The sequence below is a fragment of the Cellulomonas alba genome (assembly GCF_030362835.1).
Lineage (GTDB): Bacteria > Actinomycetota > Actinomycetes > Actinomycetales > Cellulomonadaceae > Cellulomonas > Cellulomonas alba.
In genome coordinates this window covers 2,038,859-2,055,921 of record NZ_JAUCGQ010000001.1, presented here as the reverse complement: position 1 = coordinate 2,055,921, position 17,063 = coordinate 2,038,859, and the positions used below count along the sequence as shown (strand labels likewise).

The 17,063-nt window shown below is 75.4% G+C and carries 19 protein-coding genes; 12 read left to right on the top strand and 7 right to left on the bottom strand.

The genetic code is table 11. The features are described 5' to 3' along the window. Nucleotides 1-135 precede the first annotated feature (135 nt). The 3 genes from QRT04_RS09440 to QRT04_RS09430 all read right to left on the bottom strand — a co-directional run bounded on the left by QRT04_RS09440 (nt 136) and on the right by QRT04_RS09430 (nt 2,969). The gene (locus QRT04_RS09440) at nt 136-1,224 is read right to left on the bottom strand and encodes a Gfo/Idh/MocA family protein (RefSeq protein WP_289454960.1); all 1,089 of its coding nucleotides are present in this window, start codon (nt 1,222-1,224) and stop codon (nt 136-138) included. A 221-nt stretch (nt 1,225-1,445) separates the two neighbouring features. Beyond that, a complete protein-coding gene (locus QRT04_RS09435) occupies nt 1,446-2,321 on the bottom strand; it encodes an SDR family oxidoreductase (protein WP_289454959.1) in 876 nt (291 codons plus the stop codon). A gap of 117 nt (nt 2,322-2,438) precedes the next feature. Then, the gene (locus tag QRT04_RS09430; protein ID WP_289454958.1) at nt 2,439-2,969 is read right to left on the bottom strand and encodes a flavodoxin domain-containing protein; all 531 of its coding nucleotides are present in this window, start codon (nt 2,967-2,969) and stop codon (nt 2,439-2,441) included. Between QRT04_RS09430 and QRT04_RS09425 the strand changes: the two genes are divergently transcribed. The 6 genes from QRT04_RS09425 to QRT04_RS09400 all read left to right on the top strand — a co-directional run bounded on the left by QRT04_RS09425 (nt 2,968) and on the right by QRT04_RS09400 (nt 8,706). Continuing rightward, the gene (locus QRT04_RS09425) at nt 2,968-3,099 is read left to right on the top strand and encodes a hypothetical protein (RefSeq protein WP_289454957.1); all 132 of its coding nucleotides are present in this window, start codon (nt 2,968-2,970) and stop codon (nt 3,097-3,099) included. The genes QRT04_RS09430 and QRT04_RS09425 overlap by 2 nt on opposite strands. A gap of 107 nt (nt 3,100-3,206) precedes the next feature. Beyond that, on the top strand, nt 3,207-4,172 hold the full coding sequence (locus QRT04_RS09420; protein ID WP_289454956.1) for an FKBP-type peptidyl-prolyl cis-trans isomerase: 966 nt from the start codon (nt 3,207-3,209) through the stop codon (nt 4,170-4,172). A 207-nt stretch (nt 4,173-4,379) separates the two neighbouring features. Then, on the top strand, nt 4,380-6,437 hold the full coding sequence (locus QRT04_RS09415) for an elongation factor G (protein WP_289454955.1): 2,058 nt from the start codon (nt 4,380-4,382) through the stop codon (nt 6,435-6,437). A gap of 348 nt (nt 6,438-6,785) precedes the next feature. Further along, nucleotides 6,786-7,406, top strand: a complete 621-nt coding sequence (locus QRT04_RS09410; protein WP_289454954.1) for an L-threonylcarbamoyladenylate synthase — start codon at nt 6,786-6,788, stop codon at nt 7,404-7,406. Beyond that, nucleotides 7,403-7,918, top strand: a complete 516-nt coding sequence (locus tag QRT04_RS09405; protein WP_289454953.1) for a TIGR00725 family protein — start codon at nt 7,403-7,405, stop codon at nt 7,916-7,918. The genes QRT04_RS09410 and QRT04_RS09405 overlap by 4 nt, the downstream gene beginning before the upstream one ends. Next, nucleotides 7,915-8,706, top strand: a complete 792-nt coding sequence (locus tag QRT04_RS09400) for a uracil-DNA glycosylase (RefSeq protein ID WP_289454952.1) — start codon at nt 7,915-7,917, stop codon at nt 8,704-8,706. Before QRT04_RS09405 ends, QRT04_RS09400 begins: the two co-directional genes overlap by 4 nt. 51 nt (nt 8,707-8,757) lie before the next feature. Here the strand turns inward: QRT04_RS09400 and QRT04_RS09395 are convergent, their stop codons facing one another. Next, the gene (locus QRT04_RS09395; protein ID WP_289454951.1) at nt 8,758-9,495 is read right to left on the bottom strand and encodes an MIP/aquaporin family protein; all 738 of its coding nucleotides are present in this window, start codon (nt 9,493-9,495) and stop codon (nt 8,758-8,760) included. Between the two features lie 157 nt (nt 9,496-9,652). Between QRT04_RS09395 and QRT04_RS09390 the strand changes: the two genes are divergently transcribed. Beyond that, nucleotides 9,653-11,113, top strand: coding sequence for an MFS transporter (locus tag QRT04_RS09390; protein WP_407653611.1), 1,461 nt, complete (start codon nt 9,653-9,655; stop codon nt 11,111-11,113). Between the two features lie 89 nt (nt 11,114-11,202). Here the strand turns inward: QRT04_RS09390 and QRT04_RS09385 are convergent, their stop codons facing one another. Then, nucleotides 11,203-11,394 (bottom strand): DUF1918 domain-containing protein, encoded by a 192-nt coding sequence (locus tag QRT04_RS09385; protein ID WP_289454949.1) that lies wholly within the window; start codon nt 11,392-11,394, stop codon nt 11,203-11,205. A gap of 139 nt (nt 11,395-11,533) precedes the next feature. Between QRT04_RS09385 and QRT04_RS09380 the strand changes: the two genes are divergently transcribed. From QRT04_RS09380 to QRT04_RS09360, 5 genes are all read left to right on the top strand, one after another. Next, on the top strand, nt 11,534-11,968 hold the full coding sequence (locus QRT04_RS09380) for a nitroreductase family deazaflavin-dependent oxidoreductase (RefSeq protein WP_289454948.1): 435 nt from the start codon (nt 11,534-11,536) through the stop codon (nt 11,966-11,968). A 146-nt stretch (nt 11,969-12,114) separates the two neighbouring features. Further along, nucleotides 12,115-12,825 (top strand): HNH endonuclease family protein, encoded by a 711-nt coding sequence (locus tag QRT04_RS09375; protein WP_289454947.1) that lies wholly within the window; start codon nt 12,115-12,117, stop codon nt 12,823-12,825. Between the two features lie 165 nt (nt 12,826-12,990). Beyond that, nucleotides 12,991-13,566: an RNA polymerase sigma factor gene (locus QRT04_RS09370; protein WP_289454946.1), complete on the top strand. Its 576-nt coding sequence runs from the start codon at nt 12,991-12,993 to the stop codon at nt 13,564-13,566. Nucleotides 13,567-13,589: 23 nt separating this feature from the next. Next, a complete protein-coding gene (locus QRT04_RS09365; RefSeq protein WP_289454945.1) occupies nt 13,590-14,345 on the top strand; it encodes a hypothetical protein in 756 nt (251 codons plus the stop codon). A gap of 366 nt (nt 14,346-14,711) precedes the next feature. After that, complete coding sequence (locus QRT04_RS09360) at nt 14,712-15,272, top strand: hypothetical protein (RefSeq protein ID WP_289454944.1); 561 nt, start codon at nt 14,712-14,714, stop codon at nt 15,270-15,272. A 180-nt stretch (nt 15,273-15,452) separates the two neighbouring features. Here the strand turns inward: QRT04_RS09360 and QRT04_RS09355 are convergent, their stop codons facing one another. Both QRT04_RS09355 and QRT04_RS09350 read right to left on the bottom strand, forming a co-directional pair. Further along, complete coding sequence (locus tag QRT04_RS09355) at nt 15,453-16,178, bottom strand: M50 family metallopeptidase (RefSeq protein WP_289454943.1); 726 nt, start codon at nt 16,176-16,178, stop codon at nt 15,453-15,455. A 78-nt stretch (nt 16,179-16,256) separates the two neighbouring features. After that, on the bottom strand, nt 16,257-16,958 hold the full coding sequence (locus tag QRT04_RS09350; RefSeq protein WP_289454942.1) for an LmeA family phospholipid-binding protein: 702 nt from the start codon (nt 16,956-16,958) through the stop codon (nt 16,257-16,259). Nucleotides 16,959-17,063 lie beyond the last annotated feature (105 nt).

Sequence of the window (17,063 nt, the reverse complement as noted above, 5' to 3'; positions counted from 1 at the left end):
CGGCGTCGCAGACGACGAACGTTGCCACCGACACGTCAGCTCGCACGCACGTGATGGCGGCGTTGTTCGTCGCCGGAGCCCCGGCGGGCGGCGACGACCCGCCGGGGTGCTGCGAGGCGGCTTGCGCCGGCCTCGTCAGGCGGCGGCCCAGGGCTGGGCCTCGACGTGGACGGGCTCACCCGTGCGTGACGCCTCCTCGATCGCGAGGCCGAGCAGGTGGTCCTGGCACCCGTCGGCCAGCGGGTACGGCTCGGGACCCGTGCCCGCCACCCAGGCACCCGTCCGCGTCAGGAGGTCGGCCACGGCGATGTCGTCGTCGGCGAGCCGGGCCCCGTTCCACTCGTTGCGGTACAGCACGCGGCCGTCGAGCGAGATGTGCTCGAGGTCGAACCCGTCGAGGTTCTGCTCGAGCCCCGACACCCGGCGCTCGAGGCGCGAGGACAGGACCGTCCGCTCGTCGACCACGCGCGTGAACAGGTCGTCGACCAGCTCGCCGTGCGACCCGCGGACCACGATGCGGTTGGTGCGCAGCGGGTTGTGCCACTGGTTGTCGCTGAAGTCGTAGAGCGCGTACCGGCCCTCGCCGAAGTCGAGGGTCGCGAGGATGTTCCAGCGGTCCTGCGGCTGCGTCTCGCCCGTCCAGCCCCAGCGGCCGAGCGGCTCGAGCAGCGGCGCCGTGAACGTCGTCGCGCGGACCGTCACGGGGCCTCGACCGGTGTGCAGCATGCGGCGGATCAGGCCGACCGCGTGGTACAGGTGCGTCGAGCTGATCTGGACGCTCGTCGGCGTGCCGATGATCCCGGCGTCGAGCGCCGCGATCCGGGCCGCGTGCGACGGCATCGAGGGCGAGTGCTCCGCGACCTGGACGAGGCCCGACGCGCCGACGTCCGACCAGAGCGCGCGCAGCCCGTCCGCGTCGGGCGCGGGCGGCGTCTCGGCGAGCACCGGGACGTCCATCGCGACGAGCTCGCGCGTCGCCTCGGGCGTCACGGGCCACGGCACGGCGACGACGACGAACTCGGGCCGCTCGGCCCCGCCGACGACGAGCTCCTCGACGGTCCGGACGGTCGGGACACCCCAGGCCGCCTCGACCTCGGCGCCGCGCTCGGCGGTGCGCGTGACGATCCCCGTGCACTCGAACCGATCCGGCATGAGGCGCGCCATCCGCGCGAAGAACTCGGCGCGCCACCCGCTGCCGACGATGCCGTACCTGATGGGAGCCATGCCGCCGTCCTCGTCCTCGAATCCATCCGACCGCCGTCGACCCTAGCCCGCGAAGGGGCGACCCCGGCGCACGGCCCGCTCGCGCCGAGCACTGTGCACGGACGAGAGACCTGTGGTTGGAAGCACAGGTGTCGCGCCCCGGTGCGGGGCGGCTCGCGTCGGCGGGGCGGCTCGCGTCGACGGGGCGGCTCGCGTCGGCGGGGGCGTGCGGCCCGAGGGGCTCAGGCCGTGGGCGGTGCCGGCGGGAGGGACGCGCGGAGGCCGTCGGCGAGCGGGGTCGTCGGGTGGCCGACGAGGGTGCGCAGGTCGCTCGTCGCGTCGGCGAGCGCGCCCGCGGCGATGTCCGCGTCGAGCGCGACGACGAACGCCGCCGCGGCCTTCGGCAGCTTCGCGCGCAGGAGCACCCGGCGGTGCTCGTTCGGCGTCACCGCGCGGTGCACCACCGTGCGGCCCACCAGGGCGGACGCGACCTCGGCGAGCTCGTCGAACGACCACGCGACGTCGCCCGACAGCTCGTACGCGCGGCCCTCGTGCCCGTCGGTCGCGAGCACGACGGCCGCCGCCTCGGCGAAGTCCGTGCGCGACGCCGAGGCGACGCGCCCGTCACCGGCGCTCGTCACGATGACGCCGCTGTCCTTCGCGTTCAGCAGGGTGCCGACGTAGTTCTCCGTGTACCAGTTGTTGCGCAGGAAGGTCCACGGCAGGCCGGACGCGAGGACCAGCTCCTCGGTGGCCTTGTGCTCGGGCGCGACGGAGAGCCGCGTCGTGTCGGCGTGCGGTGCGCTCGTGTACGCGATGCGCCGGACGCCCGCGGCGACCGCGGCGTCGACCGCCGCCTGGTGCTGACGGACGCGCCGGCCGACCTCGCTCGCGCTGACGAGCAGCAGCGCGTCGGCGCCGGCGAACGGCTCGACGAGCGACTCCGGGTCGTCGAAGTCCGCGCGCGCGACCCGCACGCCACGCTCCGCGAGGTCGTCGAGCGCCTCGACGCGCCGGCCGGTCGCGGTGATCGACGCGGGCTCGACCCCCCGGTCCAGCAGGTGCTCGACGACGAGCCGGCCGAGGTGGCCGGTGGCTCCGGTGACGACGACGGACATGGTGGGTCCCTTCGTGGAGGTGGCGGCGGGCGCACCCACGGGCGAGCGCCTCGACTCGTCAGCCTGCAACGACGCCGGGCCGGGGAACGTTCCGCGGCTGCTCCCGCGGTCCGCGCCTCAGCGCACCAGCGGGCGCGGCACCGCCGCCACGATCGTGCCGAGCAGGCGACCCCACTCCCACGCCCGGTCCAGCTCGCCGGCCACGAGTCCCGCGTCGCGCCCGGCGACGACGAACGACTGCGGTGCCGCAGCGCGCCGTGCCCCGGCGGCGCGGAGCCGCTGCCCGATCCGGTGCGCCGCCGACCCGGCGAACCGCGACGCGACCGCGGTGTCGAACGCGACCGCCCGGACGCCGACCGCCGACGTCCCGAGCGCGTCGAGCCATTCGCGCACGCCGTCCGCCGGCGACACGGTGGCCCGGCCCTCGGCGCGCGCCCGCTCGCGAGAGCGCGCCGACGACATGCCGCGGTTGTGGGTCGGCCCGCCGACGACCAGCAGCGCGACGCCCTCGCGCAGCCGCGGCTCGCCGGCGCGGCCGACCTCGGCGACCGTGACGAGCTGTCCGGCCGACGCCAGCCCGGCACCGATCGCCTCGGCGACCGACTGGGTGCTGCCGTACATCGACTCGAAGACGACGAGGACCGCCATGCCGCCCACGATCCTCGACGTGGTGCGTCGCGCACCGGCCGAAGGTCCCGACTCGACCGCGGGGGACGACGCCCACGGGCTGCCCCGAACCGGCGGCGGGGACCGCGCGGGCGGCGCGGAGATCCTGTGACGAATCGTTCCGGCAGGTGGCCCGCTCAGCGGACGTCCAGGCGGGTCGCGTACCGTCGCCGGGTCCACCGCCTGTCGGGCGGGACCCGATCAGACCCGGAGGACCCCGTGCGCCGCACGTCCCTCGTCCGCGCCGCTGCCGCGGCCACCGTCGCCATCGCCGTCGCCGGCGGGCTCGCCGCCTGCGGCGGCTCGGGCGGCTCGTCCGACGCCACCGGCACCTCGACCGCCGGCGCGACCCCGTCGCCCAGCGCCTCGGCCGACCACCCGGCGGACGTCGCGGCGGTCGGCAAGATCGTCGTGACCGGTGACGCCGGCAAGGAGCCGAAGGTCACCCTGCCGAGCAAGCCGTTCAACGTGACGACCACGGTGGTCCGCACGGTCTCCGAGGGCACCGGCCCAGTCGTCAAGAAGGGTCAGCTCGCCACGCTGCACGAGTTCATCGTGTCGGGCGCGGACGGGTCGACCGCGCAGTCGTCGTACGCGAGCACGCCGCTGAGCATCACCATCGGCGAGTCGAGCGGCCTGACCGAGTTCGACGCCGCGCTGGCGACGGCGCACGTCGGATCGCGCATCGTGGTCGCCGACGCGCAGAACGGCCCGACGTACGTCTACGTCTTCGAGCTGACGGGCGCGAAGGACATCCCGGCGCGCGCGTCCGGCACGGCGGTCGCCCCCAAGGCCGGCCTGCCGAAGGTCACGCTCGACAAGGACGGCAAGCCGTCGATCGCCAAGCCGACGGGCACCGCGCCGACGTCGCTCGTCGTGCAGCCGCTCATCAAGGGCAAGGGCGCGGTCGTCAAGAACGGCCAGACCGCGATCGTCAAGTACACCGGCTGGCTCTGGAACGGCACGAAGTTCGACTCGTCGTGGGACAAGGGCTCGACGTTCCCGTTCACGGTCGGCAAGGGCCAGGTCATCCCGGGCTGGGACAAGGCGGTGGCCGGTCAGACCGTCGGCAGCCAGATCCTCGTCGTCGTGCCGCCGTCGGACGGCTACGGCTCGACCGCGCAGGGCAGCATCCCGGCGAACTCGACGCTCGTCTTCGTGGTCGACATCCTCGCCGCGAGCTGACGCCCGCGGACGTCACCGGCTGACGTCACCGGACACCGAGGCCCGGGCCCGTCCACGCGACGGGACCCGGGCCTCGTCGCGTCCCGCCGCCGTCCCACATCGGGCCGTCGTCGGCAAGGGCGCATCGTCCTCTGGCGCCGTCCACGCGCGTGGCTAGGGTGGGCCCATCGGGTGCCCGGGACCGACGGGCGCCGACCGGGAGACGACATGGACCAGGCAGCGACGCCGCGGATCCGCACGGTGGCCCTGGTGGGCGCCGCCGGCTCCGGCAAGACCACTCTCGCCGAGGCCCTCCTGCACCGCGCCGGCGTGCTCACGCGCCCCGGCCGCGTCGAGGAGGGCTCGACCGTCACCGACCACGAACCCGAGGAGATCGCGCGCGGCATCTCCCTCGGACTGGGGGTCGCCCCCTTTCGATGGCGCGCTCCCGACGGTCAGGACTACGACCTGACGCTGCTCGACACCCCCGGCTCGCCCGACTTCGCCGGCGCGGTCGACCAGGCGCTCGCCGCCGCCGACCTCGTGCTGCTCGTGGTCAGCGCGGTCGACGGCGTGCAGTCCGGCACGCACGTCGCGTGGCGCGCGGCCGCCGAGGCGGCCCTGCCGGTGATCGTCGTCGTCACGAAGGAGGACAAGGCGCGCGCCGACTTCCGGCTCGTGCTGGCGGACCTGCGCGAGACGTTCGGCGACGGGCTCGTCGCGATCGAGCTGCCGCTCGGCGAGGAGTCCGCGTTCCACGGCCTCGCCGACGTCATCTCGCAGGAGGGCTACGAGTACGAGCCCGACGGCCACCACCACAGCGAGCCGCTGCCGGACGACGTGGCCGACGAGGAGCACCAGCTGCACGACGAGGTCACCGAGGAGATCGTCAGCCACGACGACGAGCAGCTCGAGCGGTACCTGTCCGGTGACGAGCCCACGGCGGTCGAGCTCGAGCGGACGCTCGCCCACGAGGTGCGCGACCGCGAGGCGTTCCCGGTCCTCGTCGTGTCGGGCGCCACGGGGGTCGGCGTCGACCGGCTCGCGGACCTGATCTGCGAGCTCGGCCCCTCACCGGCGGACCGGCCGGGGCGCGTGCTCGCGGGCGAGACGGTCGTCGAGGTGAGCGTCGACCCCGCCGGGCCGGCGCTCGTGCACGCGTTCCGCACCGTGGCCGACCCGTTCGTCGGCCAGGTGACGCTGCTGCGCGTGCTGTCGGGCACCATCAAGCCGGGCGACCGGCTGATCAACACGCACACACGGACCGAGGAGCGCCTGCCCGGGCTGTTCCTGCTGCGCGGGAAGGACCACGTGCCCGTCGACGCCGTCGTGGCCGGGCAGGTCGCGGCGGTCGCGAAGCTCACCGGCACGCCGACCGGCTCGCTGCTGGCCGACCGCTCGGGCCCGGGCGCCGCGATGCGCGCGCCCGCGCCGCGCGTTCGCCAGCCCGTCTACGCGGTGTCCCTCGAGCCCGTCTCGCAGTCCGACGACGACCGGCTCTCGGCAGCGCTGGCGCGCCTGCTGGCCGAGGACCCGACGCTCGCGATCGACCGCACCGGGGACCGCACCGTGCTGCGCGGCCTCGGTGACGTGCACCTGCAGGTCGCGCTCGAACGGCTGGCCCGCGTGTTCGGCGTGCACGTCACGACGTCGACGGTGCCGGTGGGCTACCGCGAGACGATCCGCCGGCCCGTCGAGGCCGAGGGCAAGGTCAAGAAGCAGTCCGGCGGCCACGGGCAGTACGCGGTCGTGCAGCTGCGCGTGTCGCCCCTGCCGCACGGCGAGGGCTTCGAGTTCGTCGACTCGGTGGTCGGGGGCGCCATCCCGCGCAACTACATGGCGGCCGTGCAGAAGGGCGTCGTCGAGGGCATGGCCGCCGGCGGCCCGCACGGGTATCCCGTGGTCGACCTGCGGGTCGAGGTCTACGACGGCAAGGCGCACTCGGTCGACTCGTCCGACATGGCGTTCCGCACCGCGGCGGCGTCGGGCGTCAAGGAGGCGCTCGTCGCGGCCGGCACGCAGGTGCTCGAGCCGATCAGCCACGTCGAGGTCGTGGTGCCCGCGAGTGCGCAGGGCGACGTGATGAGCGACCTGTCGTCGCGGCGCGGGCGCATCGCGGCGACGACGTCGCTCGACGACGGCACCGTGCGGATCGAGGCGGCCGTGCCCGAGGCGGAGCTCGCGCGGTACGTGCTCGACCTGCGCTCCATCACGGGAGCGCGCGCCGAGCTGACGATCGCGCCCGACCGGTTCGAGGTCTGCCCGGACCACCTGGTCCCCGCCTGACGACGGCCGGCGTGCGCGCGACGCCCCGAGAGGCGTACCGCGCGGCCGCCGTGCCGCTTCGCACGGCGACCACGCAGGACGCACGCCGGACCGGCCGTGTCAGCGGTCGACCGGTCCAGCGCCGCTCCGACCCGCGCGCAGGGGCGCGGGGAGCGTCGGCGCGGGCCGGAGGGAGGGCGGCCCGCGCCGGGTGCAGCAGCACGCGCGACGCCCCGTCCGGTCCTCCTCGGCCGTGACGCCCTTCGTGCGGTACGAGCATCTCCCGGGGGTTCGCCGGGAACGTGGGACCTTGGGGGAACCGCGCGCTCCGGCGGGTGTGAGGCCCGTCTCGTTCGTACAGTCGACGCCATGGCGCGCTACCTGGACGTGCACCCCGTCGACCCGCAGCCGCGGCTCGTCGCGCAGACGGTCGACCTGCTGCGCAAGGACGCGGTGATCGCGTACCCCACCGACTCCTGCTACGCGCTCGGCGCGCGGATGGACAACCACGAGGGTGCCGACCGCATCCGGCGGATCCGCCACCTCGACGACCGCCACCACTTCACGCTCGTGTGCGCCGACTTCGCGCAGCTCGGTCACCTCGTCGTCCTCGACAACAACGAGTTCCGCGCGATCAAGGCCGCGACGCCCGGGCCGTACACGTTCATCCTCCCGGCGACGCCCGAGGTGCCGCGTCGGCTCGCGCACCCCAAGAAGCGCTCCGTCGGCGTGCGCATCACCGCGCACCCCGTGGCGCAGGCGATCCTGCGCGAGCTCGGCGAGCCGCTGCTGTCGTCCACGCTGCTGCTGCCCGGGTCGGACTGGCCGCTCACCGAGGGGTGGCAGATCCGTGAGGAGCTCGACCACGACCTCGACGCCGTCGTCGACGCGGGCGACTGCGGCACCGAGCCGACGACCGTCGTGGACTGGACGTCCGGCGTGCCGGAGGTGGTGCGGGTCGGCGCCGGGGACCCGGAGCGGTTCTCGTGACGAGGGCCGCCGAGGACCGCGGCGGCGCGACCGGCGCCGCCTACGTGGCGGTCGTCGGCCCGGGCGACGCGACCGAGGCGGAGACTGACGTGGCGCACCGGCTCGGCCACCTGCTCGCGAGCGCGGGCCACATGCTGCTGTGCGGCGGGCTCGGGGGCGTCATGGCGGCGGTCGCCCGGGGCGCCGCCGACGCGGGCGGCGTCGTCGTCGGGCTGCTGCCCGGCACCGACCGGCACGCCGGTGCCCCGCACCTGACGGTCGCGCTCGCCACCGGACTCGGCGAGATGCGCAACGCCCTGCTGGTCCGGGCGGCCGACGTCGTCGTCGCCGTGGGCGGCTCGTGGGGCACGCTCTCGGAGGTCGCGCTGGCCGTCCGCACCGGCGTGCCGGTGGTGGCGATCGGCGGCTGGACGGTGACGACCCCTGACGGCGGGCACGCTCCGGGGGTGCACCACGTGGCCGACGCTGCGGAGGCCGCGGTCGCCGTCGGGCGGCTGGTGGCACGCCGGTGACGACGCGCCCGGGCGCCGGGCCGTCGAGTCGCGAGGGCGCCGACCTCGTCACCCCCGCCTCGCCCGACTCGCCCACGTTCCCGCTCGTCGCGGCGCTTGCGCGGACGGCCGGAGAGCTCGACGAGCTCGTCACCCACTGCCGGGCGTGCCCGCGGCTCGTCGCGTGGCGCGAGCAGGTCGGCCGCGAGCGCCGCGCCGCCTTCCGGGACGAGACCTACTGGGCGCGGCCCGTCCCCGGGTTCGGCGACCCCGCGGCGAGCGTCCTCGTCGTCGGCCTGGCGCCCGCCGCGCACGGCGCGAACCGCACGGGCCGCATGTTCACGGGCGACCGCTCGGGCGACTTCCTCTTCGCCGCCCTGCACCGCACCGGGTTCGCGTCGCAGCCGACGTCGACGAGCGCGGACGACGGGCTGACGCTCACCGGCGTCCGGATCACCGCGCCCGTGCGCTGCGCCCCTCCGGCCAACGCGCCGACGCCCGAGGAGCGCCGCCGCTGCGCGCCCTTCCTCGCCGCCGAGCTGCGCCTGGTCCAGCCCCACGTCGTCGTGGTGCTCGGCGGGTTCGGCTGGCAGGCACTGCTCGACACGCTCGCCGAGCTCGGCTGGCAGGTGCCGCGCCCGCGGCCACGGTTCGCGCACGGCGCCGAGCTCGTGCTCGAGCACCGGGACGGTCGCGCCGTCACGCTGCTCGGCTGCTTCCACGTGAGCCAGCAGAACACCTTCACCGGGCGGCTGACTCCCGCGATGCTCGACGCCGTGCTGGTTCGCGCCCGGGAGCTGGCGGGCTGAGGTGCCGGCGGTGCGGGTGCGCGGCCCAGGCGTCCGACGCTTCGCCCGCCCTCAGCCCAGCAACAGCTTCCAGCCGCCGACGCCGATGACCCCGGCGAGCAGCGGCGCCGCGACCGGCACCCACGAGTACCGCCAGTCCGACGACCCCTTGTGCGCGAGCGGCCACAGCGCGTGCACGATCCGCGGGCCGAGGTCGCGCGCCGGGTTGAGCGCGGGCCCGGTCGGCCCGCCGAGCCCCGCGACGAGCCCCCAGACCAGGAACCCGACGGTCACGTGCGCCACGCCGGGCTCGTTCGTCGTCAGCGGCGAGTGGACGATCGCGAGCGCGCACGAGAACAGCACCACCGAGCCGAGCAGCTCGTTGGCGAACCCGTTCAGCCGGCTGTGCGCCGCGTTGACGGTCGAGAACGTGGCGAGGATGTCGGCCGGGTCGTCCGTCTGGCGGTAGTACGGCGCGTGCGTCACGACGATCGCCGCCTGGCCCGCCATCGCGCCGAGCATCTGCGCCACGACGTACGGCGCCACGTTCGACCAGGGGAACAGGCCCCACGTCGCGAGCCCGATGGTGAACGCCGGGTTGATCTGAGCGCCGCTGATCCCGCCGAACATGACCGCGGGGATCATCACGCCGAACCCGTAGCCCATCGCGATCAGCGACCAGCCGCCGCGGTACCCCTTGGAGCCCTTGAGGTGCACGTTCGCGACCGTGCCGTTGCCCAGGATGATGAGGATCGCCGTGCCGATGAACTCGCAGGCCACGCGGGTCCACAGGTCGTACGACGGGTTCATGCACCCAGCCTGGCAGGGGTGCGCCGGTGAGGCGAGGCCCCCGCGCGGCGGGTCTGGCCGCGGCCGCGGCTCCGGTCGGGGAATGCGGCCCGGAGGCGCAGACTTGCAGGTCGGAGGACGTCCGCGCGCCGTCGCGCCCCGCACGAGAGGCACCACCCTGAGCACCCCAGCCCCCACCGCCGTCGGTTTCCGCTCCGAGCGCGGGCCCATCCTGGTCGCGATCATGGTGACGACCGGCCTGGTCGCCATCGACTCGACGATCCTCGCGACGGCCGTCCCGACGATCGTCCGCGACCTCGGCGGGTTCTCGAGCGTCCCGTGGCTGTTCTCGGTGTACCTGCTGACGCAGGCCGTCACCGTGCCGATCTACTCCAAGCTCGCGGACACGATCGGCCGCAAGCCGGTGGTGCTCGTCGGCGTCGGCCTGTTCCTGCTGGGCTCCGTGCTCTCGGGTGCGGCGTGGAGCATGGGCGCGCTCATCGCGTTCCGCGCGGTGCAGGGCCTCGGGGCGGGCGCCGTGCAGCCGATGGCCATCACGATCGCGGGCGACATCTACACCGTGGCCGAGCGTGCGCGGGTCCAGGGCTACCTCGCGTCGGTGTGGGGCATCTCGGCGGTGGTCGGGCCGACGCTCGGCGGCGTGTTCTCGCAGTTCGTCTCGTGGCGCTGGATCTTCTACGTCAACGTGCCGCTCTGCGTGCTCGCCGTCTGGCTGCTGCTGCGGCACTTCCACGAGTCGGTCGAGCGTCGGCGCCACCGCATCGACTGGACCGGCGGCGTGCTGCTCACGTCCGGGCTCACCCTGCTGATCCTCGCGCTGCTGGAAGGCGGCGAGGCGTGGGCGTGGGACTCGGCGTGGTCCGTCGGCGCGTTCGCGCTCGGCGCTGCGCTGCTCGTGGCGTTCGTGCTCGTCGAGCGGCGCGCCGACGAGCCCGTGCTGCCGCTGTGGGTGTGGTCGCGGCGGCTGCTCGTGACCACCGCGCTGGTCTCGGTCGGCGTCGGCGCGATCCTCATCGGGCTGACGACCTACGTGCCGTCGTACCTCGAGACGATGCTCGGCTCGACGCCCATCGTCGCGGGCCTGACGCTCGCGCTGCTGACGATCGGGTGGCCCATCGCCGCGTCGCAGGCCGGGCGGCTCTACCTGCGCGTCGGGTTCCGGACGACCGTCCTCGTCGGGTCGGGCGTCGTGGTGCTCGGGACGGCGTGGCTCGCGGCGACCGCGCCGCACCCGTCCGTGGCGTACGTCGGGCTCGGGTGCTTCGTCGTCGGGCTCGGCCTCGGTCTCGTCGCGACGCCGAGCCTGATCGCCGCGCAGTCGAGCGTCGACTGGGGCGAGCGGGGCGTGGTGACCGGCGCGAACCTGTTCGCGCGCTCGATGGGCAGCGCGGTCGGCGTCGCGGTGCTCGGGGCGCTCGTCAACGGGATCCTGCGGGGAGCCGCGCCCGGCGCGGCGACGGACCGCTTCGACCACGCCGTGACCTGGGCGTTCACCGGCGTCGCGGTGGCAGCGGTGCTCATGACGGTCGCGGCGGTCGCCATGCCGCGGGATCGCGCGGCAGGGGCCGCGGCCGCGCCGGGGGCGGCCGGCGCGGACGAGCCGGTGGCGACGGCCTGACGGCTGTCGGTGCGGACGAGCCGGTCGCGACGGCCCACGCCTGACTCGCGGGGCGGCGACGGCGGCCGGAGCGCGCGCCCGACGCCGGCTCAGCCGTGCGAGGCGTGCTGGACGTGCACGTCCGGCCCCGGGAAGACCAGCGCCTCGTGCCCGTCCTCGAACCGGACGAGGAACGGCGGCTCGCCGTCCTTGCCGTGCGCCTCGAGCACCGTGCCGACCCGCTCGTGCTCGCCGACCGTGCGGCTGTGCATGATGACCCTGTCGCCTGCCGAAGCCTGCATCGCACTCACCTCACCGCCAGCGTAGGACGGTCCGGCGGGCCGCGTGGATCCGCGCCGCGGCTCTCGGGCCGCCTCGCGGGAGCCGCCGTCTCGCCCGCCGTCCGGAATGGACCGCGCGCGTCGCAAGGTTGCTAGCGGCATGCCCCTCTCCGGTGAGTACGCCCCCAGCACGTCGCAGCACTCGCGCCGTCAGGTCGAGCTCTTCGAGCGCACCGACGGCCGCGAGGGGAACACGATGCGTGGGCGCCCGATCATCGTGCTGTGGACGCTGGGCGCTACGAGCGGCAAGCTCCGCAAGACACCGCTGATGCGCGTCGAGCACGACGGGCACTACGCGGTCCTCGCGTCGATGGGCGGGGCGCCGACCCACCCGCTCTGGTACCACAACCTCGTGGCGCACCCGCAGGTCGAGCTGCAGGACGGCGCCGTGCGGCGCGACTACGTGGCGCACCAGGCGACCGGTGCCGAGTACGACGAGTGGTGGGCGCGGGCCGTCGAGACGTGGCCCGACTACGACGCGTACCAGGCGCGGACCCAGCGACGCATCCCGGTGTTCGTGCTCGACCCTGCCTGAGCAGCAGCCGGGCAGCTCGCCCGACCGTTCCGCCCACAGCCCACCGTCCCGGGTCCGCGTCCACCGGCACGCACCACCGACGGTCACCATGAGGCGCCGTCCGCGATCGTCGGCGACGGCGACGTGGGCAGCGGAGGGACGGGTCGGTGGCAGCAGTCGGCTGTGCGCGGGTGGCCCGGCACCTGCCGGTCGCCGCGGTGGTGGTGCTCGCGGTGGCCCTGGTCGTCGGGCTCGGGGGACCGGCGTGGCAGCGCGAGCGCGCGTCGTCCAGGTACCCGGTCAGCGCGGTCGACCTGGCCGCGGGTCGCAGCGCCCTCGCCGCCCTGCCGGTCCGTGCCCTCGCATCGGACGACGGGTACTCGCGCGAGCAGTTCGGCGCCGCCTGGACGGACGTCGACCGCAACGGCTGCGACACCCGCGACGACGTGCTGCGACGCGACCTCGCCGACGTCGAGCTCGATCCGGCGACGCACGGCTGCGTCGTGCTGCGCGGCCGGCTCGACGACCCGTACACGGGGCGCGTCATCGCGTTCGCGCGGGGGCCGACCTCCGCGACGGTGCAGATCGACCACGTCGTCGCGCTCGACGACGCGTGGCGGACCGGCGCACAGGCGTGGTCGGCGCAGACGCGCCTCGCGTACGCGAACGACCCCGCCGTGCTCCTCGCGGTCGACGGCGAGGCGAACCAGCGCAAGGGTGCCGGTGACGCGTCCCAGTGGCTGCCGCCCGACGGCGGGTACCGGTGCGTGTACGTGCTGCGTCAGGTGCGCATCAAGGCGGCGTACGGCCTCTGGGTGACGCCGGCGGAGCACGATGCCATGGCACGCGCGCTGCGCTCGTGCGTCGTCGCCGGCTGAGGGCCGGGTCCGGTTGTGGCGGCGATGCCCAGGTTCGTCGTGGCTTGCCCTTCGGCCGCCGCGTTCGTACGGTGTCGCGTCGTCGACGGGCCAACGGTGAGCGGGCCCCGACAAGGACGACCGCACGACGGTCACGGGCAAGCTCGGCGGGAGGTGCGCGCGCATGTGGGTGTCCGTCGCGCGCGCCGCGTAGTGCTCGACGACTTCGAGGGCACGCTCGCGCGGGCGCAGGCCGGTGCCGCCGACGCCTTCGGCGCGATCTACGCCGACCTGGCGCGCCCCGTCGCCGCGTACCTGCGGGCGCGCGGAGCGGACGACGTCGAGGACCTGACGAGCGAGGTGTTCATCGCGGTGCTGACCGGGGTTGGCCGGTTCCGCGGCGACGAGCGCGCGTTCCGGTCGTGGGTGTTCACGATCGCGCACCGCCGGGCGGTCGACTCGTGGCGCCGGCGATCGCGGTCGCTCCCGGTCGAGCCGCTCGACGACCCCGACGCCGGACCGGTCGTGGCCAGCGCGGAGGAGGGCGCGCTCGCGACGCTCGGGCGCGAGCGCGTCGTCGCGCTGCTCTCCACGCTGACCGACGAGCAGCGCGACGTGCTCACGCTTCGGCTGGTCGCGGACCTGACGGTCGAGCAGGTGGCCGAGGTCACGGGCAAGCAGGTCGGCGCGGTCAAGGCGCTGCAGCGCCGCGGGCTCGCCTCCGTCCGGCGAGCCATCGAGCGGGAGGGCGTACCCCTGTGAGCCCCTTCGACGATGGCCAGGATGTGTGGCGCATCTCTGACGACCGGCTGATCGCGGGCGACGACGTGCCCGGCGAGGCCGACCTCGTCGCGTTCGTCGCCGCCGTCCGCGCGACGGCCGACGACCCCGCGCCCGCACCGACACCGGCGCTGGCCGCCCTGCTCGAGGGCGGCCCGCCCGCTGCGCCGGGGCGCCACGACGGGACCTCGACGCCGGCACGGACGGACGAGGTCCCGTCGCTGGCCGGGCGTCGCCGGCTCCGTCGGGTCGGCGCGGCGGCGGGCATCGTGGTCGCCGGGAAGATCGCGCTCGCCGGTGCGGCCGCCGCGGCCGGGATCGTGGGCGTCGCCAACCTCGACGGCGCGCCGGCCGTCGTCCGCGAGCCGGCGCAGTCCGTGGTGCACGCGGTCGGCCGCGCCTGGAACGACATCACGGGCGGCGCGTCCACCCCCGTGCCGGCCACGCCGACGACGCCCGGCCACACCTCCCACGACCAGCCGGGCCACACGACCGCGCCGTGCTCGACGGACTGCGCCGCGATCCCGGCACCCGTCCAGACGCACGGCCGGGGCGCGTCCGCCGGCGCACCGGGGCACGCCGTGTCGCCGACGGGTCGGCCGACCACCAGTCCCGGCAACGGCTCGGGCTCCGGCAAGGCGACTCCCGCGCCCGGGCGCACCCACGGGAGCTCGAGCCACGCCGGCAACCCGCCGGGGCAGGACCACCGGCCGACGTCGGCAGCCACGCCGCGGTCCCACGTGCCCGCCGGTCGCGGCTGAGGCGCACTCCCGCGTCCCACGTGCACGCCTGGCACGGCTGAGGCACACTCCCGCGTCCCACCTGCCGGCCAGACCGGCTGGGGCTCGTCCGCGCCCCCACCACGTCCCGCCGCGGCCGAATCCGGCTGAGGCTCGTCCGCGCCCTCCCCGCGTGCCGCCCGCGGACACGGCCGACGCTCGTCCGCACCCTCCCGCGGCCCACGTGCCGCCGGGGGCCGCTGAGCCGCGTCCGCGCCGCCCGGCAAATGTCTCTCGCGCGACCCGTACCCCTACGGCGTGGAACGGCGATGGCTCCCACGAGAGGCGTCGTCCCCCGTCCCGCCCGGGACGAGCACGCGGGAGACGCCCGACTCAGGAGGTACACGCATGAGCTCCACGACCTTGGCCGCCGTCCTGGCCAAGCTGGCCGGCCTCAGCCTGCCGGCGAAGGCTGCCGGCGTCGCCGTGGCCATCGGGGTGATCGGCGGGGTGCCCGCCGCCGCGCATGCGGTCGGAACGCCGCACGTCCGGGTAGCGGTCGACGAGACCCCCGCGCCCACCGCGTCGTCCACGGACGGCACGTCGACCGGTGCTCGGGACGACGAGCAGGGCGACTCGCAGGGCGAGGCGACCGAGGACCCGGCGTCGCAGCCGACCGCGACGGACGCGCCGACCGCGGGCCCGACCCCGGCGCCCACGCACACGCTGCCCGCCTCGGCGGCGTTCGGTCAGCGCGTCGCCGCCGATGCGCGCGACGGCGGCGTCGACGGCCACCAGATCTCGCAGGAGGCGCGCGCCAAGTCGGCCAGCGCCACGGGGCTCGCCCACCGCCACGGCGCGCAGGCACCGGGCCGCACGGCGAAGCCGGCGCCGACGGCGCAGCCGACCCCCGAGGTTCGGCCTACTCTCCCGGCTCCGGCCGAGACCCACCCGGGGAACGACGACTGATCCCCGCACCGACCTCGCGAGCTCGGCGGACCGCCCCCTGGAGCTGAGCTCGCGAGGCGGTCGACGGCGAGCCTTCATCGGCCCGTCGTCGCCCGCCTACCGCGCGGCCCGAGCAGCCTCCCCGCAGCTCGGGCCGCGCGTCGTCGTCGGAGCGACAGGGGCCGCGCGTCGTCGGAGCTCTTACAACGTCACGCCCACCAGCCACGCGCCACCCACGACGGCACCCGCGAGGCACACCAGCAGCAGGATCGCGACCCACACCAGGCCCGGCAGGTGCGTCAGTGCTCCGAGCTGACCGGCGTCGGACGTGTCCGGGCGGCCGGTGCGGCCGGTGCGCGACCGGCCGCGCTGCATCTCGACCACCGCGCGCGGCGCGCCGAGCAGGAAGAACCACGTCACGACGTGCGCGAACACCGACTGCACGCCCGGCGCCGCCCACACCGTCACGCCGACGACGAGCGCCGCGCTGACGAGGACGGCCCACAGCCCGTACCAGTTGCGGATCTGGACGAGCACCAGTGCGAGCAGGACGACGAGCGCCCACAGCACCGCGACGGCGTACCCGCGCGAGAGCAGCCACGCCGCGCCGACGCCCAGCAGCGCGGGTGCCGGGTAGCCCGCGGCGAGCGTCGCGACCATGCCGGGTCCCCGCGGCTTGCCGACCGAGATCGTCAGGCCCGACGTGTCGGAGTGGACGCGGATGCCGGAGATGCGCCGGCCGACGAGCCGGCCGACCGTCGCGTGGCCGGCCTCGTGGACGATCGTCAGCGCGTGCCGCGTCAGGTGCCACAGCCACGGGACGACGAGGCAGACGAGCGCCGCGCCGCCGCAGAGCAGCACGGTCGCTGTGGACGGCAGCGGCTGCGCGGTCGTGACGTGCTCCCACGCCTGCCCGATCCAGTCCACCCGGCCTCCCGTCGTCGCCGGTCGGACCCTACCCGCCGAGCGCCGGGCCAGCCGTGACCGGGTGGCGCACCCGCCGCCTCAGCCCTCCGTGGGCTGCTCCAGCGCGACGTGCTCGCCTGTCGCCGTCACGCGCAGGCCGTCGTCGATCACGGTGACGTCCGCGAGGCCCATGCCGGCGGGCAGGCCGGTGACGGGGATCGTCACGTCCTGAAGCCGGTCGCCGATGCCGCCCGGCAGGTCGTCGACCGAGACCGTGAGGCCGGCGATCGTCACCTTCTGGACGTCGACCTTGAGCTTGCCGTCCACGGCGTGCGGCTCGAGGTCGGCCGTGAGGGTCACACCCAGCACCGAGCCCGACGCGCGCACCGCACCGTTGGTCACCGCCAGGTCGACGTCGAGCCCCGTCTGCTGGTCGACGAGGTGCTGGACCGACTCCGTGGGCAGCGTCGCCGTGACCGTCGCCTTGCCGACCGTGTACGGCTGGGCCGTCGTGACGTCGCGCCCGTCGAACGTGACGTCCTGCGCGGTGACGCCGCTCAGCGTCGCGCCGTCGATGGTCCCCGTGACGTGGTCGAGCGACCCCGCGGCGAGCTGCGTCAGGAACGGGAAGCCTTGGACGTGCACCTGCGGCGTGCCGACCACGCCGTCGAGGTTCTGCTCGATCGCCGCAGACAGCTGCTGCTCGGTGTGGTGCGCGGTCACGCGGTCCACCACCACGAACGCGCCGCCGGCGACGATCGCGACACCGACCACGGCGCCCACCACGGTCAGCGCGCGCATCGGCGCTCCTGGCTCGTCTCGCGCACGGGCGCTCCTCGGTCGTCCTGGCCCAGCTCCGGGCCCCACCGTAGAGCCCTGCCCGGCCCGCGGCCCGCCGGAGGGTCC